The following is a 26,225-nucleotide window of genomic DNA, read 5'->3' on the forward strand; positions in this document are numbered from 1 at the left end:
CCCATGACCTTCACACGCCGCAATCACGCCGTCACCGCCCTGCACGCTGTCGAGAACTCGCCGACACTGGCCCGGCTCGCCCAGCTCACACGCGACTCCAGCAATCGCCTGACGGCCATCCTGCCCCTGGTGCCACCGCTGCTGCGCGACAGCCTGCAGGCAGGCCCCATCGAGGGCAGCACCTGGTGCCTGCTGGTGCGCAACAACGCGGCAGCGGCCAAGATACGCCAGCTGCTGCCGGCCATGGCCGCCCACTTGCGCACCAAGGGCTGGGATGTGGCCGAGATCCGCCTCAAGGTCCAGGCCTGACCGGCCACTGAAGAGCGGCTGCCGGAATCGGGGCACGGAAATGAAAAAAGGCCTCCTGAGGAGACCTTCTGGTGCCGGTTGTCGGATTCGAACTGACGACCTACCGCTTACAAGGCGGGTGCTCTACCAACTGAGCTAAACCGGCGAAGCACGCATTCTAGCGCAGAAAAATGCTGCTTCGGACTTTCCCGATGGGGCCAAGCACGCTTGCGGGAGCAACGGCATGCGCGCCGATGCGAAAAACCTACTTGACCAGCTTCAGCGAAGGCCGCGTGCCCGAAGGCGGCGGCGTGCGCGGGGGCTCTTCGTCATCACCTTCGCTGTGGATGCTCACCAGCTGCACCACGCGCTCGTCGGATGCAGGCTCGGCCGGCACCTCAGCGGCGGCGTCCTGTGGCACAGGCTCATCGGACTCCTGCCCGGGCGAAACATCGTTGTCGGCTTCGGCCTCGGGCTCCGGCGCCGGGAAAGCCATGCCTTGCCCGGTCTCGCGTGCGTAGATGGCCATCACCTGCTCCACGGGCACCATGATTTCGCGGGGCTTGCCGCCAAAGCGGGCCGTGAAGCTGATGAAGTCATTGCCCATCTGCAGGCCGCTGGTGGCGTCGTAGCTGACGTTGAGCACGATCTCGCCGTCGCGCACGAACTCGCGCGGCACCTGCACATTGCGGTCCACACGCACGGCGATGTGGGGCGTGAAGCCGTTGTCGGTGCACCACTCGTACAGTGCCCGGATCAGGTAGGGGCGGGTGGAAGTTGCTTCGGGGGCAGTCATGACGATCCCAGGAAATGAGTGGTCTGAGTGGTCGGAACACGAAAACGGGCAGGATGGCGACCGGTTGACCGCCTTCCCTGCCCGCGCAATCAGTCGTCAACCGATGCGAATTACTTGCGCATCACCTTCTCGGAAGGCGTCAGCGCTTCGATGTAGGCAGGGCGCGAGAAGATGCGCTCGGCGTACTTGAGCAGCGGGGCGGCGTTCTTGGACACCTCGATGCCGTAGTAGTCCAGGCGCCACAGCAGCGGGGCGATGGCCACGTCCAGCATGGAGAAGTTCTCGCCCAGCATGTACTTGTTCTTGAGGAACACGGGAGCCAGCTGCGTCAGGCGGTCGCGGATGTGGGCGCGGGCCTTCTCGATGGCCTTTTCGTTGCCCTTGACGTTGCGCTCCTCGAGCGTGCTCACGTGGACGAACAGTTCCTTTTCGAAATTCAGCAGAAACAGGCGCACGCGGGCGCGGTCCACCGGGTCGCCGGGCATCAGCTGGGGATGCGGGAAGCGCTCGTCGATGTACTCGTTGATGATGTTCGATTCGTACAGGATCAGGTCGCGCTCGACCAGGATGGGCACCTGGCCGTACGGATTCATCACGCTGATGTCTTCAGGCTTGCTGAACAGGTCCACATCGCGGATCTCGAAGTCCATGCCTTTTTCGAACAGGACGAAGCGGCAACGGTGTGAAAAGGGGCAGGTCGTTCCCGAATAAAGCACCATCATGGTGGAGGCTCCTAAAAATCAAAAAGAGTGGGTCGCTCGCGGCGCCCACTCTGCACACAGTTCAGCCGCAGCAATTGCTTGCACGGCCTTCTGCAGTCACGGTTTTATTTGACGTCTTTCCAGAACGCGGCGTTGAGGCGCCATGCGATGAAGATGAAGACCGCCAGGAAAAGCAGCACACCCACGCCAATGCGGGTGCGGCTGTTCTGTGCCGGCTCACCCATCCATTGCAGGTAGTTCACCAGATCGCCAACTGCCTGATCGTACTGCACTGCGCTCATGCTGCCAGGAGAGACCTGCTCCCACCCCTTGAAAACCTGGGTCTTCACACCGTGCTCCTCGGCTTCTTCGAAGATAGCGCGGCGCTCGCCCTGCAGTTGCCACAGCGCATGGGGCATGCCCACGCTGGGGAAGGCCAGATTGTTCCAGCCCGTGGCCTTGGTGTCGTCGCGGTAGAAGGTGCGCAGGAAGGTGTAGAGGTAGTCGGCGCCCGTGCCGTTGTGGCCGGCACGCGAACGTGCGATCACCGTCAGGTCCGGAGGATTGGCGCCGAACCACTCCTTGGCTTCCTTGGGGTTGATGGCCGCCTTCATGGTCTCGCCGACCTTATCGGTGGTGAAAAGCAGGTTGTCCTTGATTTCCTGCTCGGTCAGCCCGATGTCCTGCAGCCGGTTGAAGCGCATGAATGCGGCCGAGTGGCAGCTCAGGCAGTAGTTGACGAACAGCTTGGCGCCGTTTTGCAGCGATGCCGTGTCATTCGTCTTGCCCGGGGCCTTGTCCCAGGCGATGCCGCCTTCGGCAGCCTGTGCACCGGTCACGATGCCCAGGGCCGCGATCAACGTGAGAATCAGTTTCTTCATTGTTGTTCTCTCCAGCTTCAGTGCGGCTTGAACGTCACACGATCGGGAACGGGTTTTGTCTTGCCCAGACGGCTCCACCAGGGCATCAGCAGGAAGAAGCCGAAGTAGAACAGCGTTCCGACCTGGGACACGCGCTCGCCGATGGGCGAAGGCGGCTGCACGCCGAGATAGGCCAGGATCACGAAGTTGATCACGAAGATGCCGTAGAGATACTTGTGCCAGCTCGGGCGGTAGCGGATGGACTTGACCGGGCTGCAATCGAGCCAGGGCAGCGCGAACAGGATGATCACGGCACCGCCCATCACCACCACACCCCAGAACTTGGCATCGATGGACAGCATCATGGCGATGACGCCCAGGGCCACGATGGCGACCACACCCTTGACGGCGGCCGGCAGGCGCGACTTGAGCACGCCAAAGCCCGCACCCAGCACCACGCAGGCGATGAGCACGTACATCATCTCGCTGGTGATGGCACGCAGCATCGAGTAGAACGGCGTGAAGTACCAGACCGGCGCAATGTGCGAAGGCGTCTTCAGCGGATCGGCCGGGATGAAGTTGTTGTACTCCAGGAAGTAGCCGCCGAACTCGGGCGCGAAGAACACCACGGCCGAGAACAGGAACAGGAACACCGTCACGCCGAAGATGTCGTGCACCGTGTAGTAGGGATGGAAGGGAATGCCGTCCAGCGGATGGCCCTTGGCGTCCTTGGGCGCGTTGGGGCCCTTGATCTCGATGCCATCCGGGTTGTTGGAGCCCACATCGTGCAGCGCCAGCAAGTGGGCCACGACCAGGCCCAGCAGCACCAGGGGCACGGCGATCACGTGGAAGCTGAAGAAGCGGTTGAGCGTGGCATCGCCCACCACGTAGTCGCCACGGATCAGCAGCGCCAGGTCAGGGCCGATGAAGGGAATCGCCGAGAACAGGTTCACGATCACCTGGGCGCCCCAGTACGACATCTGGCCCCAGGGCAGCAGGTAGCCCATGAAGGCCTCGGCCATCAGCACCAGGAAGATGGCGCAGCCGAAGATCCAGACCAGTTCGCGCGGCTTGCGGTACGAACCGTACAGAAGACCGCGGAACATGTGCAGATAGACGACGACGAAGAAGGCCGACGCGCCCGTGGAGTGCATGTAGCGGATCAGCCAGCCCCAGGGCACATCGCGCATGATGTACTCCACCGAGGCGAACGCCTTCTCGGCGTCCGGCTTGTAGTGCATTACCAGGAAGATGCCGGTGACGATCTGGATCACCAGCACCAGCAGCGCCAGCGAGCCGAAGATGTACCAGAAGTTGAAGTTCTTCGGAGCGTAGTACTCCGACATGTGCACGCGATAGGCGTCGAAAGCCGTGGGAAAACGGTTCTCGAACCAGTTCGTGAGCTTGGCGCCCGCAGGCGCGTTCGGATCGATGTCCTTGAATTCGTGGGCCATTGTTCTTGTCTCCCTCAAGCCTTGTCTTCACCAATGAGGAGCTTGGTCTCCGACAGGTACATGTGCGGCGGCACCTGCAGGTTGTCGGGAGCCGGCTTGTTCTTGAAGACACGGCCAGCCATGTCGAAGGTCGAGCCATGGCAGGGGCACAGGAAGCCGCCCTTCCAGTCGCTGGGCAGCGAGGGCTGGGCGCCCGGCTGGAACTTGTCGGAAGGCGAGCAGCCCAGATGCGTGCAGATGCCGACGACGACCAGCACTTCGGGCTTGATCGAGCGGGCCTCGTTCATCGCATAGGGCGGCGTGAACTCTTCAGGGTGGCGCTTGGATTGGGGATCGGCCAACTGGCTGTCCAGTTCGGGCAGCTCCTTGATCTGGTCAGGCGTGCGCTTGATGATCCAGACGGGCTTGCCGCGCCACTCGACCGTGAGCTTCTCGCCGTCCTTGAGGGCGGAGATATCGACCTCCACTGCAGCCCCGGCGGCTTTGGCCTTCTCGGATGGCTGGAAGGTGCTCACGAACGGGACGGCTGTCGCCACGCCGCCCACCGCACCAGCGCACGCCGACGTGATGATCCACGTCCGCTTGCTGGAGTCGATTGGAGTGTCACTCATGGGGTTCCTCGAACTACGTCGCTTGAGTTGGGGTCAACAATAAATTGTAGCGGGGCGAGTATGGTTATTCCATGCTGCTTGTGCCGTTGACAGGCTCCAAAGCCGCGCAATACTGCGCTATCTCAAACTCTTTCCAGATGGAGCCAGCCATGGGCATGATGCAGGAATTTCGTGAGTTCGCAGTTAAGGGAAACGTGGTAGATCTCGCCGTTGGCGTCATCATTGGTGGAGCGTTTGGCAAAATCGTCGATTCCGTGGTAAACGACCTGATCATGCCGGTCGTGGGCCTGGTTTTCGGCAAGCTGGACTTCTCCAATCTGTTCGTCGTGCTGGGCAGCGTACCCCCCGGAACGGCGATGACGCTCGATGCGCTCAAGAAGGCCGGCGTCCCCGTATTTGCCTATGGAAACTTCATCACGGTGGCAGTGAACTTCATCATCCTGGCCTTCATCATTTTCATGATGGTCAAGCAGATCAACCGCCTGCGCCGCGAGGCACCGGCAGCCCCCGCTCCCGCGCCCGTCACCCCCGAAGACATCGTGCTGCTGCGCGAGATTCGCGACAGCCTCAAGCGCTGAAATCCGTGTTTTGACGCAAATCAAAACGCCCGTGGCATGGTTGCCACGGGCGTTTTCCATTACTGCGAATTCCCGATGCTTGGGCTAGCCATTCAAGCCGCCAATTTGCGCGCCATTCGCACGGCCTCAATCAGGCTTCCGGCCTCTGCAACACCCTGCCCCGCAATATCGAAAGCCGTGCCGTGGTCCGGACTGGTGCGTACCAGCGGCAGCCCCAATGTGACATTCACGCCTTTTTCCACGCCCAGGTACTTCACGGGAATCAGTCCCTGGTCGTGGTACATGGCCAGCACCGCGTCGAACTCGCCGGGATGGCCGGGAGCATTGCGGGCGCGCATGAACACCGTATCGGGCGCAAAAGGTCCGTGGGCGTCCAGGCCCTCGGCGCGCGCCTGGGCGATGGCCGGGGCAATGATCTCCACCTCCTCGCTGCCAAACAGGCCGCCCTCGCCCGCATGCGGGTTCAGCCCTGCCACACCGATCCGCGGCGGGCGGCCCAGGCTGCGAGACAGGGCCTCATGCGTGATGCGCAAGGTCTGCAGCAGGTTGTCCTTCGTTACCGCATCGATCGCCTTGCGCAGCGAGGTATGGATGCTGACCAGCACCGTGCGCAGCTCATCGTTGGCCAGCATCATGCGCACCGGCATGTGCGACAGCTCCACGCCCGCGTGCCGGGCCGCCTCGAATTGCAGCAATTCCGTGTGGCCGGGGAAGTCCACGCCTGCGGCATGCAGCGCCTCCTTGTGCAGCGGCGCCGTCACCAGAGCCGCGATCTCGCCGCGCAAGGCAGCCCGCGCAGCCCAGACCACGCAGCGCGCGGCCGCGTCACCGGCGCTGGCGCTCACCTGCCCCCAGGGCGCAGGACCGGGCAGCCCGGGCAGCTCCAGCAAAGGGACGCAATGGGGCGGCACCTGCCACAGTTGCTCGGCCGACTCGATGACGGCCACGGGCATGGGAATGGCGTTGTCGCCATCGCGCGCACGCGCCGCCACGGCGGCTGCCCGGCGCAGCGTCTGCAACTCGCCGACAACGAAGCAGCCGCGCATCTGCTCGGGCGCGTCCATGAACGCCTTGGCAATGGTCTCGGGCCCCACCCCGGCAGAGTCGCCCTGGGTGATGGCCATCAAGGCCGTGGACTGTGTGGAATCAGGCATTTTCAGTATCCGGATCAGGCAAGCCGGTCATTCGCACCACGCTTGCGGCAAAAGGCTCCGCCAAAGGGATGCGCCAAGGATGGAACTGCATCAGGCCGGATTGTCGATCTCGATGAAACGGTGCTCCAGCCCCAGCTCCAATGCCACCTGACCCGCCAGGGCCGGCGCGCCGTAGCGCTCCGTGGCATGGTGGCCTGCCGCCAGGAAGGCCACGCCCGTCTCGCGCGCCAGATGCGCCTGCGGCTCGGAAATCTCGCCCGTGATGAAGGCATCGGCCCCAGCGGCAATCGCGGCCTCAAAGAAACCTTGCGCGCCGCCCGTGCACCAGGCAATGCGGCGAATGGGGTGATTGGGGCGCAGGCGCTCTCCCCCCACGCAGACAGGCGTGCGCCCCAGCGCCTGCTCCACATGCCTGCCCAACGCAGCCGCATCGGCAAAATCCGCTGCCGCCATCCAGCCCAGGTTCTGCTCGCCAAACGTTGCCTGGCCCTCAAGCCCCAGTTGCAGGCCCAGCTGCGCGTTGTTGCCCCACTGCGGATGGGCATCCAGCGGCAGATGGTAGGCAAAGAGATTGATGTCGTGGGCCAGCAGCAGGCGGATGCGCTCCTTGAGCCAGCCCGTGATGCGGCCATCCATGCCGCGCCAGAAAAGGCCGTGGTGCACGAAGATGGCATCGGCCTGCGCCTCGATGGCCGCCTCGATCAGCGCGCGGCTGGCCGTCACCCCGCTGACGATGCGGCGGATCTCGCCGCGCCCCTCCACCTGCAGGCCGTTGGGACCATAGTCTTTGAAGCGCTCGGGCTGCAGCAAACCGTCGAAGTGGGCCAGGAGTTCTTGTCGCGTGGTGCTCATGAAAGGATTGTCAGCGATCCATGCAGCACCCAGGAAAAAGGGCAGCCATGCTGCCCTTCATTCCACTGCCAAGCTCAGCCGCGCCTGGGTTGCCAACCACGGCAGGCAAGGGGCCAGAAGCCGATGGCCGCGCCCAGGATGCCCATGGCCGCCACATAGTGGGCCGGCGCCATCACATCCACCTGTTGCCACACGGACACCAGCATGGGCGTCATGCCGCCGAACACCGCATAGGCCATGTTGTAGGCAAAGGACAGGCCCGTGAAACGCACCTCGGCCGGGAAAGCGCGCACGCCCACCACCGGCAGCAGCGCAATGCTGCCCACGAAAAAGCCCACCAGCGCGTAGCTCCACACCAGCGAGGACGCCGTGCCCGGCAGGTTCAGATAGAACGCATAGGCCGTCACCGTCATGCCCAGCCAGCCCGTGACCATGGCCACACGCGTGCCCATCTTGTCGGACAGCCAGCCCCAGAACACGCAGCCCAGCGTCAGCGTCACCGTGGCCACGGCATTGGCCTTCATGGCCAGGGCCGCGTCGATGTGGAAGACCTTCTGCAGATAGGCCGGTGTGAACAGCACCACCACCACAATGGCCGTGGACAGCACCCAGGTCATCAGCGCCACCAGCACGCAGGCCTGGCGGTGGTCGCGCACGATGGTCTTGAGCGGTAGTTCGCGGTCGGCCTGCTTGCGAGCCATCAGCTCCTGGAAGATGGGGGTCTCATGCAGGAACTTGCGCAGATAGACCGACACCAGGCCGAACACGCCGCCCAGGATGAAGGGCATGCGCCAGGCCCAGTCGTGGATCTCCTCGGCGCTGTAGGTGCTGTTGAGCCAGACACCGATGATGGAGCCCAGGAAAATGCCGCCCGTGATGCCCGAAGTCAGCGAGCCGATGGCAAAGCCATAGTGGCGCGCCGGCGCATGCTCGGCCACGAAGACCCAGGCGCCCGGCATCTCGCCACCAATGGCCGCGCCCTGCAGCACGCGCATGGCCAGCAGCAAAATCGGCGCGGCAATGCCGATGGAGGCATAGGTGGGCAGCAGGCCGATCACCAGCGTGGGCACGGCCATCAGGAAGATGGACAGCGTGAACATCTTCTTGCGGCCCAGGATGTCGCCAAAGTGCGCAATCAGAATGCCGCCGATGGGCCGGGCCAGGTAGCCCGCCGCAAAAATGCCCAGCGTCTGCAGCTGGCGCAGCCAGTCCGGCATCTCGGCCGGGAAGAACAGCTTGCCGATGACATTGGCGAAGAAAACGAAAACGACGAAGTCGTAGAACTCCAGGGTGCCACCTAGGGCCGACAGGCCCAGGGTCTTGTAGTCCTGTCGGTTGAGAGGACGTGCGGTCGCAACAGCAGGGGCCATGCCCGGCTGCGCTTGGTCAAGCGTAGTCATGGTTTTTTTCCAGGGATCGAACAGCAGGACGGCGCGGTGGATGCCACGGCAACGGATGGGCGTGCGGCGGCAGATCGTTCTGCAAGACTTCGGGATCGGAGGACTTGGCTCTCTCTTGGGGCCGGCTTGTGGGCCGGCGCAACAGCGAACGCGGCGTGGCGCAGTCGTCGGGGGATTCTAGGGTTTGTACTGTAGCTGTGTGGGGAGCGCGGCTTTGGTGCTCGCCCGCCGGCCCACCGCCCCGCTCACGACATGCCTCACAATGGGGCCTTGTACTCCCGCACAGAACACCACACTTCATGAAACGCACCTGGCTGCTGTTTTCGCAGGCGGTCACCATCCTGGTGGCTGCCTACTTCGTCGTTGCCACCCTGCAGCCGGACTGGCTGCGCCGCGGCGCTGTGCGCAGCAATGCCGGCATTGCGTTGCTGGAGGCGCCGGCCACGCCCGTCGGAGAAGTCAGCCCGGGCAGCTTTGCACCTGCGGCCAAGAAGGCAGCGCCGGCCGTGGTGAGCATCAACACCAGCAAGGCGGTACGGCATCCGCGCAGCAACGATCCGTGGTTCCAGTTCTTCTTCGGCGACCAGGGCACGCAGGAGCAGGCAGGCCTGGGCAGCGGCGTGATCATCAGCCCGGACGGCTACATCCTGACCAACAACCACGTGGTCGAGGGCGCCGATGACATCGAGGTCACGCTGACCGACAGCCGCCAGGCCAAGGCCCAGGTGATCGGTACCGATCCCGAGACCGACCTGGCCGTGCTCAAGATCGCCCTGGACAAGCTGCCCGTCATCGTTCTGGGCAATTCCGACCAGATCGACGTGGGCGACCGCGTGCTGGCCATCGGCAACCCCTTCGGCGTGGGCCAGACGGTGACCAGCGGCATCGTCAGCGCCCTGGGCCGCAGCCAGCTGGGCATCAATACCTTCGAGAACTTCATCCAGACCGACGCCGCCATCAACCCCGGCAATTCGGGCGGCGCGCTGGTGGATGCCAGCGGCAATCTGCTGGGCATCAATACCGCCATCTATTCGCGCTCGGGCGGCAGCATGGGCATCGGCTTTGCGATTCCCGTGTCCACGGCCAAGCTGGTGCTGGACGGCATCGTCAAGGACGGCCGCGTGGTGCGCGGCTGGATCGGCGTGGAGCCCAATGAGCTGTCGCCGGAGCTGGCAGAGACCTTTGGCGTGAAGGCCGACTCCGGCGTGATCATCACCGGCGTGCTGCAGGCAGGCCCCGCTGCCCAGGCCGGCATGCGCCCGGGCGATGTGATCGTGCAGGTGGGCGACAAGCCCATCCGCAATGTGTCCGAGCTGCTGACCGCCGTGGCCGCGCTCAAGCCCGGCGAGGCCGCGAAATTCGATGTGCGCCGGGGCGAAGGCCCCGTGGAGCTGCAGATCACCCCGGGCCTGCGCCCTGCGCAGTCGGCACAGCGCATGCAGCGCCGCTGACCCGCCCCCCGCCCCAACGAAAAAAGCGCCTGTGAACAGGCGCTTTTTTCGTTGCAGGGCCGGTGCTGAGCTACAGCTTGTGCAGGCGCTGGGCCGCGCGCCATTGCGCGCCGGGCGCCACATGCACGGGCGCATCGATGGCGGCGGCCTCCACGCACAGCATCTGCCGCCACCCCTGCGGCGGCATGTCGGGCAGACGTTCACACAGCGCGGGGCCGGGGTTCCAGACCACGGTCTCGCTCCAGGCGGCATCCTGCGAGATCCGCAAGCCGCCGCCAGGTGCGGCCAGCTCCATGGCGTTCCCGGGCCGGGGGTAGACGCGATCGAGCTCTTCGCCAAAGCGCACGTCACCGTGCTGCGTGGGATGGGTGTCGGCCACGGCATCCCAGTAAGGCAGGCCGTCAAGGCCTTGCAGCCGGCATTGCTCCACGTCCGCCACGCGCAGGTAGCTGTGCAAGGCGGCAGTGAAAGCCAAAGGCGTGTCGCCCCGGTTGTGCACTACCAGCTCCACGTCAAGCCGGCCGGGCAACAGCGTGACCTCCAGCCAGGTCTCGAAGGAAGGCGGCCAGACGGCGCGCGTCTGCGGCGTGTCGGCGAGCCTGAGCCGCAGGAACAAGCCATCGCCGGCAAGAACCTCGGCCTGTGCTGCATCAGCCTGCCACGGCAGGGTGCGCGCAAAGCCGTGCTTGACCAGCGGGCCGCGTTGGTTGAATTGGGGAAAGCAGACCGGAATACCGCCGCGTATGGGTGTGTGGCCGTCATGGGCCGCCAGGGGACTCAGGAACAGTTGCTCCTCGCCACCTGCCTGCCAGGAAAGCAGTTGCGCCCCTTGCAAGGCCACCAGGGCAGCATCGCCGCAGGCCAGGCGCAGGCGGATGGCGGGCAGGCCCTGCCATGCATCAGCGCAGGCGCCGGGAGCTTGCGCGGCCGCAGGTAAAGCTGTTACTGCGGGAAAGGAAGATGTAACTTTCATGCTTGAATATAGCCTTTCCCCCGCCCAGCCTTCCTCTGTCATGCAACGCTCCCACGCTCCCTCTCCTCTTGTCCTGCGACTCGGCATGCTCGCCCTGGCCGCCTCCTTGGCTTCCTGCGGCGGAGGCGGTGGTGGTGACAGCAGCGCTGGCGGCGGCACCGGGGGCGATGGCGGCGGCACCGGCCAGCCCGGAGTGACCTCGGTCACCGTGCAATGGACGGCCCCTGCCGCCAGGGATGTGGTGACTGCAGGCTCGGCACTGACCCTGCGCGCAGGTGTTCTCGCAGATGGCGTGAATGCCGCCGATGGAACCGTGGTGAGCTTCAGCGCAGCCACAGGCGTCAGCACCTCGGCGCTGACCAGCTCCGGCGTGGCAACTGCCTCCCTGACCGGCGCCACGCCGGGCCGCCAGCAGGTGCAGGCCAGCGCCACCGTGGGAAGCCGCACGGGCAGCGCTTCGCAGACCTTCTATCTGCGCCCGGCTCCTGCGCCGCTGCGGGTGCTGGTGCCTGCGTATTTCTATCCCACGGGCGCGGGGGCCACGGCCTGGAATGCGCTGGCAGCCAGCGCCCAGGCAAATCCGACCGTGCAGATGACGGCCATCCTGAACCCGGCCAACGGCATTTTCAGTGGCCCGGATGCGAACATCACGCGCGCCGCAACCGCTTTTGCCAACGCGGGCGGGCAGTTGGTGGGCTATGTGAGCTCCAGCTATGGCACGGGCACGCGATCGCTGGCCAGCATCCAGGCCAATATCGACAACTATTTCACGCACTACGGCGCAGGCCTGGTCAAGGGCTTCTTCATTGACGAGATGGCGGCCACCGCCAACCGGCTGGACTTCTACCGCAGCATCTACCAGTACATCAAGGCCAAGAATCCCGACCTGATCGTGATCGGCAACCCAGGCCTCGTGCCCGTGGCCGGTTATGCCGATGTGGCCGATGTGCTGACCACGTTCGAGGGCAAGGGCTCCACGTACGCCACCTACGATCCGCGCACGACCAGTTTCGATTGGCTGTACGGGCTGGCCAATAGCCACCAGGCCTCGCTGGTGCACAACGTGTCGGGCTGCGCGGCCATGCAGACGGCCGTGCAGTCGGCCGCCTCGGCACGCTACCAGGCGGGATGGATCTATGTGACCCAGCTGGAGTTCGAGCCCAGCACCGGCGTGGGCAACCCCTGGGCCGGGTTGCCGAATTACTGGGATGCCTTTGTGCAGACCGTGCGTGCCACGAATGCCGGGCAGGCCCTTCCCGCCTGCTCGTAGAGGCCGCTTGAAACCCCGGCGCTGAATGCAGCGCGGGCGCCTGTCAGGGACAGGCGCCCGCGAATATCGAGAAGGCGCAGGCCGCTCAGGCCGTGAGTTCGTCGGCGCGAGCCTGCGCTGCGGCGAAGTCGAGATCGCCCGAGTAGATGGCGCGACCGCAGATCACGCCCTCGATGCCTTCGTCCTCGACCTTGCACAGCGCCTCGATGTCGGCCATGCCCGCCAGGCCGCCCGAGGCGATGACGGGGATCTTCAGCGATTGGGCAAGATTGACGGTGGCATCGATGTTGATGCCCGTGAGCATGCCGTCGCGGCCGATGTCGGTGTAGATGATGGACTCCACACCCCAGTCCTCGAAGCGCTTGGCCACCGAATGCACGTCCTGGCCCGTGAGCTTGCTCCAGCCGTCGATGGCGACCTTGCCGTCCTTGGCGTCGAGCCCGACGATCACATGGCCGCCGAAGGCGCTGCAGGCGTCCTGCAGAAAGCCAGGGTTCTTCACGGCAGCGGTGCCGATGATCACGTAGCTGATGCCGGCATCTATGTATTTCTCGATGGTGTCCAGGTCACGGATGCCTCCGCCGAGCTGCACCGGAATCCGGCCGTCCACCTCTTTGAGGATGGCCTTGATGGCCGCAAGGTTCTTGGGCTGGCCCGCAAACGCGCCATTGAGGTCCACCAGGTGCAGGCGGCGCGCGCCGGCGTCGAGCCAGCGGCGGGCGATGATGGCCGGGTCTTCGCCGAACGTGGTCGACTGGTCCATATCACCCTGGATGAGGCGTACGCAGTGGCCGTCCTTGAGGTCGATGGCAGGAATGAGCAGCATGATGGTTTGCGAGCAATGAAGGCCTGGGATTCAGCGGCCGGTGCGGGGAAGAAAAGGGGATTCAGGGCTTCCAGCCCAGAAAGTTGCGGAACAGGGCCAGGCCCTGGTCAGCGCTTTTTTCGGGGTGAAACTGCGTGGCGAAAATATTATCGCGCGCGATGGCGCAGGCAAAGCGCCCGCCGTAGTCGGCCTGCGCAGCGCAATGCTGCGGCTGCTGCACCACGGCATAGAAACTGTGCACGAAGTAGTAGAAGCTGTCTTCGGGAATTCCACGCCACAGCGGGTGGGCATGGCCGGCGTTGTGCGTCTGGTGCACGCGGTTCCAGCCCATCTGCGGAACCTTGAAGCGGCTGCCATCGGCCTGGGTGCGGCCCGCCAGATCGAACTTGCGCACGTTGCCGGGGATGAGGCCCAGGCCGGGCACGTCACCTTCGTCGCTGTGGTCCAGCAGCATCTGCATGCCCACGCAGACGCCGAACAGGGGCTTGTTGGCAGCGGCATGCAGCACGGCTTCCTGCAGGCCGGATTCGCGCAGCTCGCGCATGCAGTCGGGCATGGCGCCCTGGCCCGGCAGCACGACGCGGTCGGCGGCCAGGACCACCTCGGGATCGGAGGTCACAACGACCTGCCAGCCGGAATCGGCGGCGGCCGTGCGCACGGCCTGTGAAACCGAGCGCAGATTGCCCATGCCGTAATCGACGACGGCGACGGTGTTGTCAGTCAAACTCATAGCGTGTGGCGCGTGTTCTGTCGGATTTTCGGCGGGATTGCCCGGTCAGATCAAGTTCTGGCCGATGCCAATCGCTTCTCTTTACAGAGCGCCCTTGGTCGAGGGGATGACGCCGGCCATGCGCTCGTCATGCTCCAGCGCAAAGCGCAGGGCGCGTGCGAAGGCCTTGAAGATGGTCTCGCACTGGTGGTGGGCATTGAAGCCCTTGAGGTTGTCGATGTGCAGGGTCACGCCCGCATGGTTGACGAAGCCCTGGAAGAATTCGTAGACCAGCTGGGTGTCGAGCTGGCCGATGCTGCCGGCCGTGAATTTCACGTCCATGTGCAGCCCGGGACGGCCCGAGAAATCGATGACCACGCGGCTCAGGGCCTCGTCCAGCGGCACATAGGCGTGGCCGTAGCGGCGGATGCCCTTCTTGTCGCCCACGGCCTTGGCGAAGGCCTGGCCCAGGGTGATGCCGATGTCCTCCACCGTGTGGTGGCCGTCGATGTGCAGGTCGCCCTCGCACTCGATGTCCAGGTCGATCAGGCCGTGGCGCGCGATCTGGTCGAGCATGTGATCCAGAAAGCCGATGCCCGAGTGCAGGCTGGCCTTGCCCGTGCCGTCCAGGTTGATGGCGACCTTGATCCGGGTCTCGGCGGTGTTGCGCTGCACTTCGGCGGCGCGTGCGGGGACTGCATTGCTCATAGGGATTCCTTCAGGGCCGCCAGCATCTGGGCGTTTTCTTCGTGGGTGCCCACGGTCAGGCGCAGGCAATTGGCCAGCAGCGGGTGCATGGCACTGACGTTCTTCACCAGCACGCCCCGGGCCTTCATCTCGGCCTGGGCACGCGCGGCATCGCGCACGCGCAGCAAGACCATGTTGGCCTCGGATGGCCAGATCTTTTCCACACCCGGCAGCGCGGTCAGCGCGTCGATCAGCGGCTGGCGCTCGGCGCGGATGGCCACGGCCTGCTGCGCATACAGCGCCTCGTGCTCCAGCGCGAAGATGGCCGTCTCGCAGTTGAGCACGCTGATGTTGTAGGGCGGGCGCACCTTGTCGATCTCGCCGACGATGGCGGCCGGGCCGATCAGGTAGCCCAGGCGCGCACCGGCCAGGCCGAACTTGCTGAGCGTGCGCATCAGCAGCACATGGGCGTTGCGGGCCGGGTCGGCGCGCATGTTCTCTGCCCAGCTGCGGCGGGCGAAGGGCTGGTAGGCCTCGTCCATGACGACCAGGCCGCCGATGGCGCCGACCGCGTCGATCACGGCCTGCACATCGGCCTCGGCCCAGAGCGTGGCCGTGGGATTGTTGGGATAGGCGATATAGGTGATGGCGGGGCGGTGCTCGGCAATGGCGGCGCGCATGGCGGGCACGTCCAGCTCGAAGTCGGCCGTCAGGTCGACCCCCACAAAGTCCAGGCCCTGCAGCCTGGCGCTCATGGGATACATGACGAAGCCCGGCATGGGCGCCAGCATGGTGGCGCGGCCCTCGGCGTGGGGCTGGGCACAGGCCAGGGCCAGCAGCGTGATGATCTCGTCCGAGCCATTGCCCAGCAGTACGGCGCTGCCGGCCGGCGCCTGCGCGTAGCGGGCCAGCATGTCCTTAAGCACTTCCTGGCGCTCGCCAGGGTAGCGGTTGATCTCCAGCCGGCCCAGGCGCTCGCCCAGCGCGGCCTGCAGCTCGGGTGGCAGTCGGAAGGGGTTCTCCATCGTGTCCATCTTGAGCAGGCCTTGCGAGGGCTGCACATGGTAGGCATGCATGGAGCGGACATCGGCGCGGATGCGCTCCAGGGCCAGGGCCTGAACCTGCGGAATGGAAGCTGTCATGGCATGCACACTTTCACGAGTCAGTGGGGGAAGAAATCTATCAGCGAAGCCGCTCAGGCCTGCTGCTGCGGCGGCGCCTGGTGCAGCGGGTGCACCATGGCGACGCCGCCAAACTGGGCGCCGTGCGGCAGGTGCAGGGTCAGCATCTGCTCGCAGCCGCTGTGCTGGGCGCAGGCCACGGCCAGGCAGTCGCCAAAGGCCAGCTGGTGGCGCGATTGCACGGCCCAGGCGGTCTCCAGCGTGGCGGCATCGGTCTTCCAGGGCGTCCAGGTCTGGTAGCGGCGGATGGCGGCGCGCGCATCGCCCTGCGGCAAAGGCTGGGCGGCCGTGGTGACCTGTTCATAGAACTCGCACAGCGACTGACTGCCGGTGCGCCCGCTGCGCGTGCGCCACAGCAGGTCCAGCCACTGCAGCACGGCGGCATGCAAGGCGCCCTGCCCCGTGTCTTCGGCAGCGACCAGCACGGAGGTATCGACGAAGACGGTGTTCATGCCTGGCCCTCGCGGCGCAGCGCGGCACTGCGCTGGGCGGGCTGCGTGGATGACGGCTGGCCGCCGTCCCAGCCGCGCTCGTCGGTGCGCCAGGCCAGGTAGGCGCGCTCGTAGGCGTCCTCGCGGCGCTGCATCTCGGCCATGAAGTCGCCCACCATGCGCGAGACGCTGGTACCGCGGCGCGCGGCCTCGATGCGGGCCCATTCGAGCACGCTGTCTTCGACGGTGATGGTGAGGTTCTTCACAGGGTGCAAGTCTACACGAAATTCGTGCTCCACTGATTTCGTGTCGATTCTTGACATACTTGCTCTAGCGCTCAGGCAGCAAAAAGCGCCGCCCCTTTCGGTGACGGCGCCTTCATCCAGCAGGAAGCGAGTGTCTACTTCAGGCGCATTTCGGCCGCACGCGCATGGCCTTGCAGGCCTTCGCCATGCGCCAGCACCGAGGCGATGCGGCCCAGGGTCTGGGCGCCCTGCTCGCTGACCTCGATGAGGCTGGATCGCTTCTGGAAGTCATAGACCCCCAGCGGCGAGGAAAAGCGCGCCGTGCCGCTGGTGGGCAGCACGTGGTTGGGGCCGGCGCAGTAGTCGCCCAGGCTTTCGCTGGTGTAGGCCCCCAGGAAGATGGCGCCTGCATGGCGCAGCAGCGGCTCCCACTGGTGGGGATCGTTGCTGGAGACTTCCAGGTGCTCGGGCGCGATGCGGTTGCTGATGGCGCAGGCCTCCTGCATGTCGCGCGTGAGGATGAGGGCACCCCGGTCGCTCAGGCTCTTGGCGATGATGGCGCGCCGCGGCATCTCGGGCAGCAGGCGGTCGATCTCGCGCTGGACGGCGGCGATGTAGTCGGCATCGGGGCACAGCAGGATGCTTTGCGCCAGCTCGTCATGCTCTGCCTGGCTGAACAGGTCCATGGCCACCCAGTCGGGCGGCGTGCTGCCGTCGGCCAGCACCAGGATTTCACTGGGGCCGGCAATCATGTCGATGCCCACGGTGCCGAACACCCGCTTCTTGGCGCTGGCCACATAGGCATTGCCGGGGCCGGTGATCTTGTCCACCTTCGGGATGGTGGCCGTGCCGTAGGCCAGGGCCGCCACGGCCTGGGCACCGCCGATGGTGAAGCCGCGCGTGACGCCAGCCACATAGGCGGCGGCCAGCACCAGGGCATTCTTCTCGCCGCGTGGCGTGGGCACGACCATGATGATTTCCTGCACGCCAGCCACGTGGGCGGGAATGGCATTCATCAGCACGCTGGACGGATAGGCCGCCTTGCCGCCGGGCACATAGATGCCCACGCGGTCCAGCGGCGTGACCTTCTGGCCCAGCAGGGTGCCATCGGCGTCACGGTAGCTCCAGCTCTCGCCGCTGGCGCGCTTTTGTGCCTCGTGGTAGGTGCGCACGCGCTGGGCGGCGGCCGTCAGCGCATCGCGCTGCTCGTCGCCCAGGCTGTCGAAGGCGGCCTTGAGCTCGGCCTGCGTCAGCTCCAGCGCTGCCATGCCGTCCACCTGCAATCCATCGAAGCGCGCCGTGTACTCCAGCACGGCCGCATCGCCACGCTTTTGCACATCGGCCAGGATGTCGGCCACGCGCTGCTCGATGGCCGCGTCCGTGTCCGCCGACCAATGCAGGCGCTGCGCAAAATCGTGTTCGAAGTTGGCGTCAAGCGTGGACAGGCGGGCGGGAGCGGCTTGGTATTCCATGGTGCAGAGGGCTTCAGTCTTGGGGAATGGCCGATGCGAAGGCATCGATGATCTTGCGCAGAGGGGCCTGCTTGAGCTTGAGCGAGGCCTGGTTGACCACCAGGCGCGAGCTGATCTCCATGATGGGCTCGACCTCGACCAGGTCATTGGCCCTGAGCGTGTTGCCGGTGGACACCAAGTCGACGATGGCGTCGGCCATGCCGGTCAGCGGGGCCAGTTCCATGGAGCCGTAGAGCTTGACCATGTCCACGTGCACGCCCTTGGTGGCGAAGAAGTTGCGCGCGATCTCGGGATACTTGGTGGCGATGCGCAGACGGGCGCCCTGCTTGACGGCCAGCGCGTAGTCGAAGCCGTTGCGCACGGCGACGCTGACGCGGCAGCGCGCGATCTTCAGGTCCAGGGGCTGGTACAGGCCCTGGCCACCATGCTCGATCAGCGAGTCCAGGCCGGCCACGCCGAGGTCGGCGCCGCCGTACTGCACGTAGACCGGCACGTCGGAGGCGCGCACCAGCACCACGCGCACGTGGCTCTGGTTGGTCTCGAAGATCAGCTTGCGCGACTTTTCAATGTCTTCGGTGACCGAGATGCCGGCAGCGGCCAGCAGCGGCACGGTTTCGTCGTAGATGCGGCCCTTGGACAGGGCAATCGTGATGGTCATTGGGAAACTCTTTCGATGTCGGCACCCAGGCCGCGCAGCTTGTCTTCCATGCGATCGTAGCCGCGGTCCAGATGATAGATGCGATCGACCAGGGTCTCGCCCTTGGCCACGAGGCCGGCGATGACCAGGCTGGCCGAAGCGCGCAGGTCGGTGGCCATGACGGCCGCGCCCGACAGCGACTGGCTGCCGGTGATGGTGGCCACGCGTCCGTCGGTGGTGATCTGCGCGCCCAGGCGCAGCATCTCGTCGACGTGCATGAAGCGGTTCTCGAAGATGGTCTCGGTGACCATGCTGCAGCCTTCGGCCACCAGGTTCAGCGCCATGAACTGCGCCTGCATGTCGGTGGGAAAGCCCGGGTACTCGGTGGTGCGGAAACTCTGGGCCTTGAGCTTGCCGGCAGCGCGCACGCGGATGCCGCCCTCCTCGGCGGACACTTCGGCCCCAGCGTCCTTGAGCTTGTCGATGACCGCGCCCAGGTGGTCGGCACGGCCATTGCGCAGCAGCGCCTCGCCGCCCGTGGCCGCCACGGCGCACAAGAAGGTGCCGGCCTCGATGCGGTCGGCCACCACCTGGTGCTCGCAGCCGCTCAGCCGCTCCACGCCCTGGATGACGATGCGGCTGGTGCCGTGCCCTTCGATCCTTGCGCCCATCTTGATGAGCATTTCGGCCAGGTCGCCGATCTCGGGCTCCATGGCGGCGTTTTCCAGCACCGTCTCGCCTTCGGCCAGCACGGCGGCCATCAGGAAGTTCTCGGTGCCCGTGACCGTCACCATGTCGGTGGTGATGCGGGCGCCCTGCAGGCGCTTGAGATGCCCGGGCAGGCACGCGTGCATGTAGCCGTTCTCGACAACGATCTCGGCACCCATGGCCTGCAGGCCCTTGATGTGCTGGTCCACGGGGCGCGAGCCGATGGCGCAGCCGCCGGGCAGCGACACGCGGGCCTGGCCGAATCGGGCCAGCAGCGGGCCCAGGGCCAGGACCGAGGCGCGCATGGTCTTGACCAGTTCGTAGGGTGCCTCGGGGTTGGACAGCGAGCCGGCGTGGATGCGCACGGTGCCGCTGTCATCGTGCTCGGCGCCGACACCCATGTTGCGGATGAGCTTGAGCATGGTGGCCACGTCCTGCAGGCGCGGCACATTGCGCAGGGTGACGGGCTCGGACGACAGCAGCGCGGCGCACAGCTCGGGCAGGGCGGCATTCTTGGCGCCGGAGACCGTCACCTCGCCATGCAGCGCTCGGCCACCGCGAATCAGGAGTTTGTCCATGGCTGACAGACTTGAATCTGGAAATCGGGAAAAAGGAGATGCCGCACGGGCCGTATCGACCAGTTGCGGCAGAAAGTCTGAGGCGTCGTGACCGGGCTGTGCGCTCAGGCCTGGCCGGCCTGGGCAGCCCACTCGGCGGGCGTGTAGGTCTTCATGGACAGCGCATGGACCTCGTCGGTATGCATGCGCTGGCCCAGCGTGGCGTAGACCAGGCGCTGGCGCTGCAGCAGGCGCTGGCCCTCGAATTGGGCCGAGACGATGGTGGCAAACCAGTGCCGTCCGTCGCCTTCCAGCGCAATGTGTTCGCAAGGCAGGCCGGTGGCGATCAGTTCCTTGAGTTGGTCTGCAGTCATGGGGAAGCTTTCCTGCCATGCATCGCGGCATGGCCTTGGTTGGCGGCGGCGCCGGGCGCCGGCCGCCTGTTCATGAGTGGGTTCGAAAATGCCGGCACAGCGCCCGCCGCAGCCTGAGGAAAAACCTCAGCCGCGGATCTTGTAGCCGATGCGCAGCAGATGCACGGCCAGGGCACTCACCGCCAGCCAGGCAGAGCCGACGATGGCCAGGCTGACCCAGGGCGATACGTCGCTCTGGCCGAAGAAGCCGTAGCGGAAACCGTCGATCATGTAGAAGAACGGGTTCAGATGGCTGACTTTTTGCCAAAAAGGCGGCAGGGACTGGATCGAATAGAACACGCCCGACAGGAACGTCATGGGCATGATCAGGAAGTTCTGAAAGGCCGCCATCTGGTCGAACTTGTCGGCCCACAGGCCGGCGATCACACCCAGCGTGCCCAGCAGCGCCGCGCCCAGCAGGCCGAAGACCAGAATCCACAGCGGTGCCGTGAATTCGGGAATGGCGAAGTACAGCGTGACGACGAACACGCCCGCGCCCACCAGCAGCCCGCGCAGCACCGACGCTCCCACATAGGCCCCGAACCAGGCCCAGTGCGACAGTGGCGTGAGCAGCACGAAGACCATGGAGCCCATGATCTTGCTCTGCACCAGGCTGGAGGAGCTGTTGGCGAAGGCGTTCTGCAGCACGCTCATCATCACCAGGCCAGGGATCAGGAAGGCCGTGTAGCTGATGCGGTCATACACCAGCACCCGGCCTTCGAGCACATGGCCGAAGATCAGCAGATAGAGCACGGCCGTGAGCACGGGTGCGGCCACGGTCTGGAAGCTGACCTTCCAAAAGCGCAGCACTTCCTTCTTGAGCAGAGTCTGCCAGCCGTTCATGCCGAAGCTCCCTGCGAAGTCTGTCCCTGCTCATTCATCACATGGATGAAGACGTCCTCCAGATCGGCGCGGCGGATTTCCACGTCCTCGGGCACGACGGAGCCCTCGCGCAGCGCGGCGAGCAGGCGCTCCACATCGCTGGCGTCGTTGGCGGGTATCTGCACGATGCGGCCGGTCACCCGCGCCCGTGCGGCCAGGGCCGGCGGCAACGCGGTATCGGTCTTGAACTGCAGCACGTTGGAGGAGGCGGACTTGAGCAGATCCGACATGGTCGAGAGCTTGACGATGTTGCCCTGCTTGAGCATGGCCACGCGGCTGCACAGCGCCTCGGCCTCTTCCAGGTAGTGGGTGGTGAGCAGCACGGTATGGCCTTCGCGGTTCAGGCGTGCGATGAAGTGCCACAGCGTCTGGCGCAGCTCCACGTCCACGCCGGCCGTGGGCTCGTCGAGCACGATGATGGGCGGCTTGTGCACCAGCGCCTGGGCCACCAGCACGCGGCGCTTCATGCCGCCGGACAGCTGGCGCATGTTGGAGTTGGCCTTGTCGGTCAGTCCCAGGCTGTGCAGCAGCTCGTCGATCCAGTCGTCATTGTTCTTGACGCCGAAATAGCCGGACTGAAAGCGCAGCGCCTCGCGCACATTGAAGAAGGGATCGAAGACCAGCTCCTGCGGCACGATGCCCAGCTTGCGCCGGGCAGCCGAGTAGTCGGCATGCACGTCGCTGCCCTGGACCAGCACGCGGCCGCTGGTGGCGCGCGACAGGCCGGCCAGGATGCTGATCATCGTGGTCTTGCCAGCGCCATTGGGACCGAGCAGGCCGAAGAACTCGCCCTCCTCGATGTCCAGACTCACGTGGTTGAGCGCCTGGAAGGCCCCCTTGGGGGTCTGGTAGGTCTTGGAGATGGATTGGAATGAGACGGCAGACATGCGAGGCGCGATTCTAGGCCCTTGCAGCCAAACCTGCCTTGCAGGGCTCTTTGCAGCGGCGCGCTGCGCCGGCTCAGGAGGGGGAGGATGCGGCCGTGTCGGCCAGCAGCCCGTCGACGCCATACAGCGCTGCCATGGACTGCAGGCCCTGCGGCAGGCCCACGACCACCAATTGCTTGTCTGCCGCCTTCGCGGTGCGGCGGCAGGCCAGCAGCACGGCCAGTGCGGACGAGTCGAAGACCTCGACACCGCTGGCATCGACACGCACCTGGGCGCCATCGAAGGCCTGCACCTGGGGCCGCAGCTGCACGAGACAGCTGCGCGCCTGGCGGTAGGTCAGTTCACGGGGGAGCTGCAGCATGGCGCGTGCGTCCGCGGCTGTCAGCCCTTGGAGGGCGGCGTGGCCGGCATCTTGCTGCGCGTGGCCAGGGTCTCGATCAGGCCGTCGATGCCGCGGGCATTGATTTCCTGGCTGAACTGGTTGCGGTAGGTTTCCACCAGCCACACGCCCAGCACGTTCAGGTTGTAGATCTTCCAGCCGTCGCCGGACTTCTCGAGCCGGTAGTCCAGCTGCACGGGCTCGCCGCGGCCCAGCACTTCGGTGCGCACCAGCACATCGGTGTCGCCGGCTGCCGCGCGCAGGGGCTTGACGTTGATGGTCTGGTTGCTGACCTGCGTCAGCGCGCCCGAATAGGTGCGGATCAGCAGGGCCTTGAACTCGGTCTCCAGCTTCTCGCGCTGCGCAGGCGTGGCCTGGCGCCAGGCCGGCCCCACCGAGGCGGAGGTCATGCGGCGGAAATTCACATACGGCATGACCTTGTCATTGACCAGCGCATTGACCTTGGAGACATCGCCCTCGCGCAGCGAGGGGTCCTTCTTGATGGTTTCCAGCACGTCGGTGGAGACACGCTTGATCAGCGCATCGGGGGTCTCGCCGGCTGCGCGGGCCGGCAGTGCCGCGCCAAGGGTTCCCATGGCCAGCATGGCTGCAGCGGCAGCGCTCCAGGCACGTCGATTGATCATCACTCTTCCTTTCCCAGCAGGGCCTCATGCCCCGGACCGGGTTGATATTGCACATTTTTCCGGCCGCGCCATGTCAGGCAGCGGCCGTTTTTCATCTCGGGATGTTACGAACTGCTTACTTCGCGCCGTCTTCGGGCGGCAGCTTGCCGGCATCGTCGTCGTAATCCTCGATGCGACCGTCATCACCCGACTTGCCACGCCGCAGGTTCAGGTAGACATCGCGCGTCAGGCTGTAGCGGTCGAGCGCGACGGAGTCCAGCGTGTCGGAGGCATTGAGCAGGCGGGCACGTGTATCCACCAGTCGCAGCACATACAGGCTGTTGCGAACCGGGATGTCGTTAATCGCCGACATGGGGTTGCCCCAGGCATCCACCGGAAGAGCCGCAGTGTCACGCACCGTGGACGGGCCCAGCAGCGGCAGCACCAGGTACGGCCCGGTGGGCACGCCCCAGCGACCCAGGGTCTGGCCGAAGTCCTGCTTTTGGCGCTCGATGCCGGCCTCGCTGGCGATGTCGAGCAAGCCGCCCAGGCCGAAGACCGTATTCACCGAGAACCGCACGACGGAGTTGTAGGCGCCTTCGGCCTGGCCCTGCAGCGCGTTGTTCACGAAGGACCAGACATCGCTGAGGTTGGAGAAGAAATTGCTCACGCCATCGCGGGCCAGACGCGGAGTGACGTCGCGGTAGGCCGTGGCCACCGGCTTCAGGACGGCACGGTCCAGGCCGTCGTTGAACGAGTAGACGCTGCGGTTGAACGGCTCGAACGGGTCCTGGGGATTGCGGGCCTCGCCCGGCGCGGTGGCGCAGCCGGCGAGCAGCGAAGCGGCGGCCAATGTGCCCAGCATGGCTGCGCGCTGCCAGGATGCTGCCTGGACTGCAGGGCGACCCGCGGTCGCCTGTTCATGGTTGGTTGTCATTCTTTGCCTCCTGCACCGGAGCTGCCACCCTGCTCGGCCTTGCCGTAGAGGAACTGTCCGATCAGATTTTCCAGCACAACGGCCGACTGGGTTGCGACGACGCGGTCGCCATCCTTGAGGTTGTGGTCATCTGCGCCGGCTTCGATGCCGATGTACTGGTCGCCGAGCAGGCCGCTGGTCAGGATCTTCAGGGAACTGTCCTTGGGAAACGCGTAGCGGTTTTCCATGGCCATGGTCACGCTGGCCTGAAAGACCTGATCGTCGAAGGTGATGGATTCCACGCGGCCCACGACGACGCCCGCGCTGCGCACGGCCGCCTTGGGCTTGAGTCCGCCGATGTTGTCGAAGCGCGCGGTCAGCGTGTAGGTTTTCTGGAAGCTCAGGCTCAGCAGGTTGGCCGACTGCAGCGCCAGGAACACCAGCGCCGCAGCGCCGATCAGCACGAACAGTCCGACCCAGACATCACTCTTGGATTGCTGCATGGTTTGTTTTTCCTTGTTTTGCGGGGGTGGCTTCGGTGCCGGGTCAAAGACTGAACATCGTGGCCGTGAGCAGGAAGTCCAGCCCCAGCACGGCCAGCGAGGCCATCACCACCGTGCGCGTGGTCGCGCGGGACACGCCTTCGGGCGTGGGCTTGGCTGCATAGCCCTGCAGCAGCGCGATGAAGGTCACCGCCACGCCGAACACCAGGCTCTTGAGAACGCCGTTGCCCAGGTCATACCACCAGTCCACGCCGTTTTGCATCTGGCCCCAGAAGGCACCGCCATCGACGCCGATCATGACCACGCCCACCAGCCAGCCGCCGATCACGCCGACGGCGCTGAAGACAGCGGCCAGCAGCGGCATGGCGATCAGGCCGGCCACGAAGCGCGGCGCCAGGATGCGGCGCACGGGGTCCACGGCCATCATTTCCATGGCCGACAACTGCTCGCCGGCCTTCATGAGGCCGATCTCGGCCGTCAGCGCCGTGCCGGCACGGCCGGCAAACAGCAGCGCCGTGACGACGGGGCCGAGCTCGCGCACCAGGGACAGCGCCACCAGCAGGCCCAGCGCCTCGGCCGAGCCGTAGCGCTGCAGGGTGTAGTAGCCCTGCAGGCCCAGCACGAAACCGACGAACAGGCCGGACACGCCGATGATGGCCAGCGAATAGTTGCCCAGGAAATGGATCTGGTCGCCAATCAGCCGCGGCCTGCCCAGCGCCGGCCCCATCAGCGCGAGCAGGCGGCCGAACAGGCGGGTGCCCATGCCCAGCTGGGTCAATTGGTGGCGCACTGCCGCACCGATGCGAGCGGGATGCAGCCGGTTCATGCGCGCCTCCGGCCGTTGGCCTTGACCGGGCTTTCAGGCGTGCCGAAATCCTCTTCGGCACTCACGCCGGGGTAATGGAAGGGTACGGGGCCGGTGGCGCGTGCGTGGATGAACTGCTGCACCAGCGGATCGGGATTGGCCTTGACTTCCTCGGGCGAGCCCTGGGCGGCGACACCGCCGTTGCCCAGGATGACCACATGGTCGGCCACATGGAAGGTTTCCTCCACGTCATGGGACACCAGGATGGAGGTCAGGCCCATGGCGTCGTTGAGTTCTCGGATCAGTTGGGCAGCGGTGCCCAGGGAAATGGGATCCAGCCCGGCGAAGGGCTCGTCGTACATGACCAGTTCGGGGTCCAGTGCAATGGCCCGCGCCAGCGCCACGCGGCGGGCCATGCCGCCCGATATCTCGCTGGGCATGAGGTCGCGCGCACCGCGCAGACCCACGGCATGCAGCTTCATGAGCACGATGTCGCGCACCAGTTCGTCGGGAAGGTCGGTGTGCTCGCGCAGCGGGAAGGCCACGTTGTCGAACACGCTCATGTCGGTGAACAGGGCGCCGAACTGGAACAGCATGCCCATGCGCCGGCGCGCAGCGTACAGGCCCGCGGCGTCCATGGTGGTGACGTCCTTGCCATCGAACAGCACCTGCCCCTGCTGGGCATGCTGCTGGCCGCCGATCAGGCGCAGCACGGTGGTCTTGCCCCCGCCCGATGCGCCCATCAGGGCCGTGACTTTGCCGCGCGGCACCTGCAGCGACAGGTCGCGCAGGATCACACGCTCGCCATAGCCGAAGGTGACGTTGCGCAACTCCACGAAAGAGGCGGTTGGGATCATGCTGTGGTGCGGTCGATAAATGTTCGCAGGCAAGCCCGCTATTGTGCAGACAGGTGCCGCTGCTTGCTCACCACCGCCCGAGATAAACATACATCCGTGTATGTTTCTCAAAAAGTCAT

The 26,225-nt window shown here is 65.6% G+C and carries 31 protein-coding genes and 1 tRNA gene; 4 read left to right on the forward strand and 28 right to left on the reverse strand.

The features are described from left to right. Positions 1–3 precede the first annotated feature (3 nt). Positions 4–309, forward strand: coding sequence for a hypothetical protein (locus tag AC5I49_RS15435; protein ID WP_016445601.1), 306 nt, complete (start codon positions 4–6; stop codon positions 307–309). Positions 310–378: 69 nt separating this feature from the next. Here the strand turns inward: AC5I49_RS15435 and AC5I49_RS15440 are convergent. The 6 genes from AC5I49_RS15440 to petA all read right to left on the reverse strand — a co-directional run bounded on the left by AC5I49_RS15440 (position 379) and on the right by petA (position 4,710). Next, positions 379–454 (reverse strand) — tRNA-Thr (locus AC5I49_RS15440). A 99-nt stretch (positions 455–553) separates the two neighbouring features. Beyond that, positions 554–1,084, reverse strand: a complete 531-nt coding sequence (locus tag AC5I49_RS15445; protein WP_016445600.1) for a ClpXP protease specificity-enhancing factor — start codon at positions 1,082–1,084, stop codon at positions 554–556. A gap of 110 nt (positions 1,085–1,194) precedes the next feature. After that, entirely contained in the window at positions 1,195–1,806 is a 612-nt protein-coding gene (locus AC5I49_RS15450; protein ID WP_012207298.1) for a glutathione S-transferase N-terminal domain-containing protein, read from the reverse strand. Between the two features lie 104 nt (positions 1,807–1,910). Next, a complete protein-coding gene (locus tag AC5I49_RS15455) occupies positions 1,911–2,666 on the reverse strand; it encodes a cytochrome c1 (RefSeq protein WP_016445599.1) in 756 nt (251 codons plus the stop codon). A gap of 17 nt (positions 2,667–2,683) precedes the next feature. Then, a complete protein-coding gene (locus AC5I49_RS15460) occupies positions 2,684–4,099 on the reverse strand; it encodes a cytochrome b (RefSeq protein ID WP_016451018.1) in 1,416 nt (471 codons plus the stop codon). A 14-nt stretch (positions 4,100–4,113) separates the two neighbouring features. Further along, positions 4,114–4,710, reverse strand: coding sequence for a ubiquinol-cytochrome c reductase iron-sulfur subunit (petA, locus tag AC5I49_RS15465; protein WP_016445597.1), 597 nt, complete (start codon positions 4,708–4,710; stop codon positions 4,114–4,116). A gap of 149 nt (positions 4,711–4,859) precedes the next feature. Between petA and mscL the strand changes: the two genes are divergently transcribed. After that, entirely contained in the window at positions 4,860–5,288 is a 429-nt protein-coding gene (mscL, locus tag AC5I49_RS15470) for a large conductance mechanosensitive channel protein MscL (RefSeq protein ID WP_012207302.1), read from the forward strand. Between the two features lie 92 nt (positions 5,289–5,380). Here mscL and pdxA read toward each other — a convergent pair whose 3' ends face one another. The 3 genes from pdxA to AC5I49_RS15485 all read right to left on the reverse strand — a co-directional run bounded on the left by pdxA (position 5,381) and on the right by AC5I49_RS15485 (position 8,694). Beyond that, positions 5,381–6,442, reverse strand: a complete 1,062-nt coding sequence (gene pdxA, locus AC5I49_RS15475) for a 4-hydroxythreonine-4-phosphate dehydrogenase PdxA (protein ID WP_310041578.1) — start codon at positions 6,440–6,442, stop codon at positions 5,381–5,383. A 90-nt stretch (positions 6,443–6,532) separates the two neighbouring features. After that, complete coding sequence (locus AC5I49_RS15480) at positions 6,533–7,294, reverse strand: Nif3-like dinuclear metal center hexameric protein (RefSeq protein ID WP_392443420.1); 762 nt, start codon at positions 7,292–7,294, stop codon at positions 6,533–6,535. A 74-nt stretch (positions 7,295–7,368) separates the two neighbouring features. Beyond that, a complete protein-coding gene (locus AC5I49_RS15485) occupies positions 7,369–8,694 on the reverse strand; it encodes an MFS transporter (RefSeq protein WP_043789739.1) in 1,326 nt (441 codons plus the stop codon). A gap of 299 nt (positions 8,695–8,993) precedes the next feature. Between AC5I49_RS15485 and AC5I49_RS15490 the strand changes: the two genes are divergently transcribed. Further along, positions 8,994–10,145 (forward strand): S1C family serine protease, encoded by a 1,152-nt coding sequence (locus AC5I49_RS15490; RefSeq protein WP_016445593.1) that lies wholly within the window; start codon positions 8,994–8,996, stop codon positions 10,143–10,145. A gap of 70 nt (positions 10,146–10,215) precedes the next feature. On the opposite strand, the gene AC5I49_RS15495 is transcribed toward AC5I49_RS15490, so the two are convergent. Beyond that, positions 10,216–11,118 carry a D-hexose-6-phosphate mutarotase gene (locus AC5I49_RS15495; protein ID WP_312840277.1) on the reverse strand — a complete coding sequence of 301 codons (903 nt, stop codon included), beginning with the start codon at positions 11,116–11,118 and terminating at the stop codon, positions 10,216–10,218. A gap of 85 nt (positions 11,119–11,203) precedes the next feature. Between AC5I49_RS15495 and AC5I49_RS15500 the strand changes: the two genes are divergently transcribed. After that, positions 11,204–12,388, forward strand: coding sequence for a spherulation-specific family 4 protein (locus AC5I49_RS15500; RefSeq protein ID WP_043790009.1), 1,185 nt, complete (start codon positions 11,204–11,206; stop codon positions 12,386–12,388). A gap of 85 nt (positions 12,389–12,473) precedes the next feature. Here AC5I49_RS15500 and hisA read toward each other — a convergent pair whose 3' ends face one another. The 18 genes from hisA to AC5I49_RS15590 form a co-directional block, all read right to left on the reverse strand. Continuing rightward, positions 12,474–13,214 carry a 1-(5-phosphoribosyl)-5-[(5-phosphoribosylamino)methylideneamino]imidazole-4-carboxamide isomerase gene (gene hisA / locus AC5I49_RS15505; protein ID WP_016445590.1) on the reverse strand — a complete coding sequence of 247 codons (741 nt, stop codon included), beginning with the start codon at positions 13,212–13,214 and terminating at the stop codon, positions 12,474–12,476. 61 nt (positions 13,215–13,275) lie between these two features. Next, positions 13,276–13,944, reverse strand: a complete 669-nt coding sequence (gene hisH, locus AC5I49_RS15510; RefSeq protein ID WP_017405475.1) for an imidazole glycerol phosphate synthase subunit HisH — start codon at positions 13,942–13,944, stop codon at positions 13,276–13,278. 81 nt (positions 13,945–14,025) lie between these two features. Then, a complete protein-coding gene (hisB, locus tag AC5I49_RS15515) occupies positions 14,026–14,631 on the reverse strand; it encodes an imidazoleglycerol-phosphate dehydratase HisB (RefSeq protein ID WP_034364767.1) in 606 nt (201 codons plus the stop codon). Further along, entirely contained in the window at positions 14,628–15,752 is a 1,125-nt protein-coding gene (gene hisC / locus AC5I49_RS15520; RefSeq protein ID WP_017405474.1) for a histidinol-phosphate transaminase, read from the reverse strand. Before hisC ends, hisB begins: the two co-directional genes overlap by 4 nt. Positions 15,753–15,805: 53 nt before the next feature. Further along, positions 15,806–16,243: a PIN domain-containing protein gene (locus AC5I49_RS15525; protein ID WP_016445586.1), complete on the reverse strand. Its 438-nt coding sequence runs from the start codon at positions 16,241–16,243 to the stop codon at positions 15,806–15,808. Continuing rightward, positions 16,240–16,545, reverse strand: coding sequence for a hypothetical protein (locus AC5I49_RS15530; RefSeq protein WP_174538854.1), 306 nt, complete (start codon positions 16,543–16,545; stop codon positions 16,240–16,242). The genes AC5I49_RS15525 and AC5I49_RS15530 overlap by 4 nt, the downstream gene beginning before the upstream one ends. 77 nt (positions 16,546–16,622) lie before the next feature. Continuing rightward, on the reverse strand, positions 16,623–17,939 hold the full coding sequence (gene hisD / locus AC5I49_RS15535; RefSeq protein ID WP_034364866.1) for a histidinol dehydrogenase: 1,317 nt from the start codon (positions 17,937–17,939) through the stop codon (positions 16,623–16,625). 13 nt (positions 17,940–17,952) lie between these two features. Then, on the reverse strand, positions 17,953–18,597 hold the full coding sequence (gene hisG, locus AC5I49_RS15540) for an ATP phosphoribosyltransferase (RefSeq protein WP_312840275.1): 645 nt from the start codon (positions 18,595–18,597) through the stop codon (positions 17,953–17,955). Beyond that, positions 18,594–19,862: a UDP-N-acetylglucosamine 1-carboxyvinyltransferase gene (gene murA / locus AC5I49_RS15545; RefSeq protein ID WP_016445582.1), complete on the reverse strand. Its 1,269-nt coding sequence runs from the start codon at positions 19,860–19,862 to the stop codon at positions 18,594–18,596. Before murA ends, hisG begins: the two co-directional genes overlap by 4 nt. 104 nt (positions 19,863–19,966) lie before the next feature. Further along, a complete protein-coding gene (locus AC5I49_RS15550) occupies positions 19,967–20,215 on the reverse strand; it encodes a BolA family protein (protein WP_012207326.1) in 249 nt (82 codons plus the stop codon). Positions 20,216–20,341: 126 nt separating this feature from the next. Next, positions 20,342–21,097: an ABC transporter permease gene (locus AC5I49_RS15555; RefSeq protein WP_016445581.1), complete on the reverse strand. Its 756-nt coding sequence runs from the start codon at positions 21,095–21,097 to the stop codon at positions 20,342–20,344. Continuing rightward, positions 21,094–22,023, reverse strand: a complete 930-nt coding sequence (locus AC5I49_RS15560; protein WP_017405469.1) for an ABC transporter ATP-binding protein — start codon at positions 22,021–22,023, stop codon at positions 21,094–21,096. The genes AC5I49_RS15555 and AC5I49_RS15560 overlap by 4 nt, the downstream gene beginning before the upstream one ends. Positions 22,024–22,096: 73 nt before the next feature. Beyond that, positions 22,097–22,408: an STAS domain-containing protein gene (locus AC5I49_RS15565; protein WP_488175206.1), complete on the reverse strand. Its 312-nt coding sequence runs from the start codon at positions 22,406–22,408 to the stop codon at positions 22,097–22,099. Further along, the gene (locus AC5I49_RS15570; protein ID WP_016445579.1) at positions 22,405–23,046 is read right to left on the reverse strand and encodes an MlaC/ttg2D family ABC transporter substrate-binding protein; all 642 of its coding nucleotides are present in this window, start codon (positions 23,044–23,046) and stop codon (positions 22,405–22,407) included. The genes AC5I49_RS15565 and AC5I49_RS15570 overlap by 4 nt, the downstream gene beginning before the upstream one ends. A 115-nt stretch (positions 23,047–23,161) precedes the next feature. Further along, entirely contained in the window at positions 23,162–23,962 is an 801-nt protein-coding gene (locus AC5I49_RS15575) for an MlaA family lipoprotein (protein WP_034364771.1), read from the reverse strand. Beyond that, a complete protein-coding gene (gene mlaD / locus AC5I49_RS15580) occupies positions 23,959–24,444 on the reverse strand; it encodes an outer membrane lipid asymmetry maintenance protein MlaD (protein ID WP_016445577.1) in 486 nt (161 codons plus the stop codon). The genes AC5I49_RS15575 and mlaD overlap by 4 nt, the downstream gene beginning before the upstream one ends. 43 nt (positions 24,445–24,487) lie before the next feature. Next, positions 24,488–25,270 (reverse strand): lipid asymmetry maintenance ABC transporter permease subunit MlaE, encoded by a 783-nt coding sequence (mlaE, locus tag AC5I49_RS15585; protein ID WP_016445576.1) that lies wholly within the window; start codon positions 25,268–25,270, stop codon positions 24,488–24,490. Further along, positions 25,267–26,106: an ABC transporter ATP-binding protein gene (locus tag AC5I49_RS15590; RefSeq protein WP_016445575.1), complete on the reverse strand. Its 840-nt coding sequence runs from the start codon at positions 26,104–26,106 to the stop codon at positions 25,267–25,269. Before AC5I49_RS15590 ends, mlaE begins: the two co-directional genes overlap by 4 nt. Positions 26,107–26,225: the final 119 nt, after the last annotated feature.

The sequence above is a fragment of the Delftia sp. genome (assembly GCF_059499305.1).

Excerpts from the sequence above, each read along its gene's own strand:
- AC5I49_RS15435 (WP_016445601.1), top strand. The coding sequence starts at position 4 with ATGACCTTCACACGCCGCAATCACGCCGTCACCGCCCTGCACGCTGTC.
- AC5I49_RS15445 (WP_016445600.1), bottom strand. The coding sequence starts at position 1,084 with ATGACTGCCCCCGAAGCAACTTCCACCCGCCCCTACCTGATCCGGGCA.
- AC5I49_RS15450 (WP_012207298.1), bottom strand. The coding sequence starts at position 1,806 with ATGATGGTGCTTTATTCGGGAACGACCTGCCCCTTTTCACACCGTTGC.
- AC5I49_RS15455 (WP_016445599.1), bottom strand. The coding sequence starts at position 2,666 with ATGAAGAAACTGATTCTCACGTTGATCGCGGCCCTGGGCATCGTGACC.
- AC5I49_RS15460 (WP_016451018.1), bottom strand. The coding sequence starts at position 4,099 with ATGGCCCACGAATTCAAGGACATCGATCCGAACGCGCCTGCGGGCGCC.
- petA (WP_016445597.1), bottom strand. The coding sequence starts at position 4,710 with ATGAGTGACACTCCAATCGACTCCAGCAAGCGGACGTGGATCATCACG.
- mscL (WP_012207302.1), top strand. The coding sequence starts at position 4,860 with ATGGGCATGATGCAGGAATTTCGTGAGTTCGCAGTTAAGGGAAACGTG.
- pdxA (WP_310041578.1), bottom strand. The coding sequence starts at position 6,442 with ATGCCTGATTCCACACAGTCCACGGCCTTGATGGCCATCACCCAGGGC.
- AC5I49_RS15480 (WP_392443420.1), bottom strand. The coding sequence starts at position 7,294 with ATGAGCACCACGCGACAAGAACTCCTGGCCCACTTCGACGGTTTGCTG.
- AC5I49_RS15485 (WP_043789739.1), bottom strand. The coding sequence starts at position 8,694 with ATGACTACGCTTGACCAAGCGCAGCCGGGCATGGCCCCTGCTGTTGCG.
- AC5I49_RS15490 (WP_016445593.1), top strand. The coding sequence starts at position 8,994 with ATGAAACGCACCTGGCTGCTGTTTTCGCAGGCGGTCACCATCCTGGTG.
- AC5I49_RS15495 (WP_312840277.1), bottom strand. The coding sequence starts at position 11,118 with ATGAAAGTTACATCTTCCTTTCCCGCAGTAACAGCTTTACCTGCGGCC.
- AC5I49_RS15500 (WP_043790009.1), top strand. The coding sequence starts at position 11,204 with ATGCTCGCCCTGGCCGCCTCCTTGGCTTCCTGCGGCGGAGGCGGTGGT.
- hisA (WP_016445590.1), bottom strand. The coding sequence starts at position 13,214 with ATGCTGCTCATTCCTGCCATCGACCTCAAGGACGGCCACTGCGTACGC.
- hisH (WP_017405475.1), bottom strand. The coding sequence starts at position 13,944 with ATGAGTTTGACTGACAACACCGTCGCCGTCGTCGATTACGGCATGGGC.
- hisB (WP_034364767.1), bottom strand. The coding sequence starts at position 14,631 with ATGAGCAATGCAGTCCCCGCACGCGCCGCCGAAGTGCAGCGCAACACC.
- hisC (WP_017405474.1), bottom strand. The coding sequence starts at position 15,752 with ATGACAGCTTCCATTCCGCAGGTTCAGGCCCTGGCCCTGGAGCGCATC.
- AC5I49_RS15525 (WP_016445586.1), bottom strand. The coding sequence starts at position 16,243 with ATGAACACCGTCTTCGTCGATACCTCCGTGCTGGTCGCTGCCGAAGAC.
- AC5I49_RS15530 (WP_174538854.1), bottom strand. The coding sequence starts at position 16,545 with ATGTCAAGAATCGACACGAAATCAGTGGAGCACGAATTTCGTGTAGAC.
- hisD (WP_034364866.1), bottom strand. The coding sequence starts at position 17,939 with ATGGAATACCAAGCCGCTCCCGCCCGCCTGTCCACGCTTGACGCCAAC.
- hisG (WP_312840275.1), bottom strand. The coding sequence starts at position 18,597 with ATGACCATCACGATTGCCCTGTCCAAGGGCCGCATCTACGACGAAACC.
- murA (WP_016445582.1), bottom strand. The coding sequence starts at position 19,862 with ATGGACAAACTCCTGATTCGCGGTGGCCGAGCGCTGCATGGCGAGGTG.
- AC5I49_RS15550 (WP_012207326.1), bottom strand. The coding sequence starts at position 20,215 with ATGACTGCAGACCAACTCAAGGAACTGATCGCCACCGGCCTGCCTTGC.
- AC5I49_RS15555 (WP_016445581.1), bottom strand. The coding sequence starts at position 21,097 with ATGAACGGCTGGCAGACTCTGCTCAAGAAGGAAGTGCTGCGCTTTTGG.
- AC5I49_RS15560 (WP_017405469.1), bottom strand. The coding sequence starts at position 22,023 with ATGTCTGCCGTCTCATTCCAATCCATCTCCAAGACCTACCAGACCCCC.
- AC5I49_RS15570 (WP_016445579.1), bottom strand. The coding sequence starts at position 23,046 with ATGATCAATCGACGTGCCTGGAGCGCTGCCGCTGCAGCCATGCTGGCC.
- AC5I49_RS15575 (WP_034364771.1), bottom strand. The coding sequence starts at position 23,962 with ATGACAACCAACCATGAACAGGCGACCGCGGGTCGCCCTGCAGTCCAG.
- mlaD (WP_016445577.1), bottom strand. The coding sequence starts at position 24,444 with ATGCAGCAATCCAAGAGTGATGTCTGGGTCGGACTGTTCGTGCTGATC.
- mlaE (WP_016445576.1), bottom strand. The coding sequence starts at position 25,270 with ATGAACCGGCTGCATCCCGCTCGCATCGGTGCGGCAGTGCGCCACCAA.
- AC5I49_RS15590 (WP_016445575.1), bottom strand. The coding sequence starts at position 26,106 with ATGATCCCAACCGCCTCTTTCGTGGAGTTGCGCAACGTCACCTTCGGC.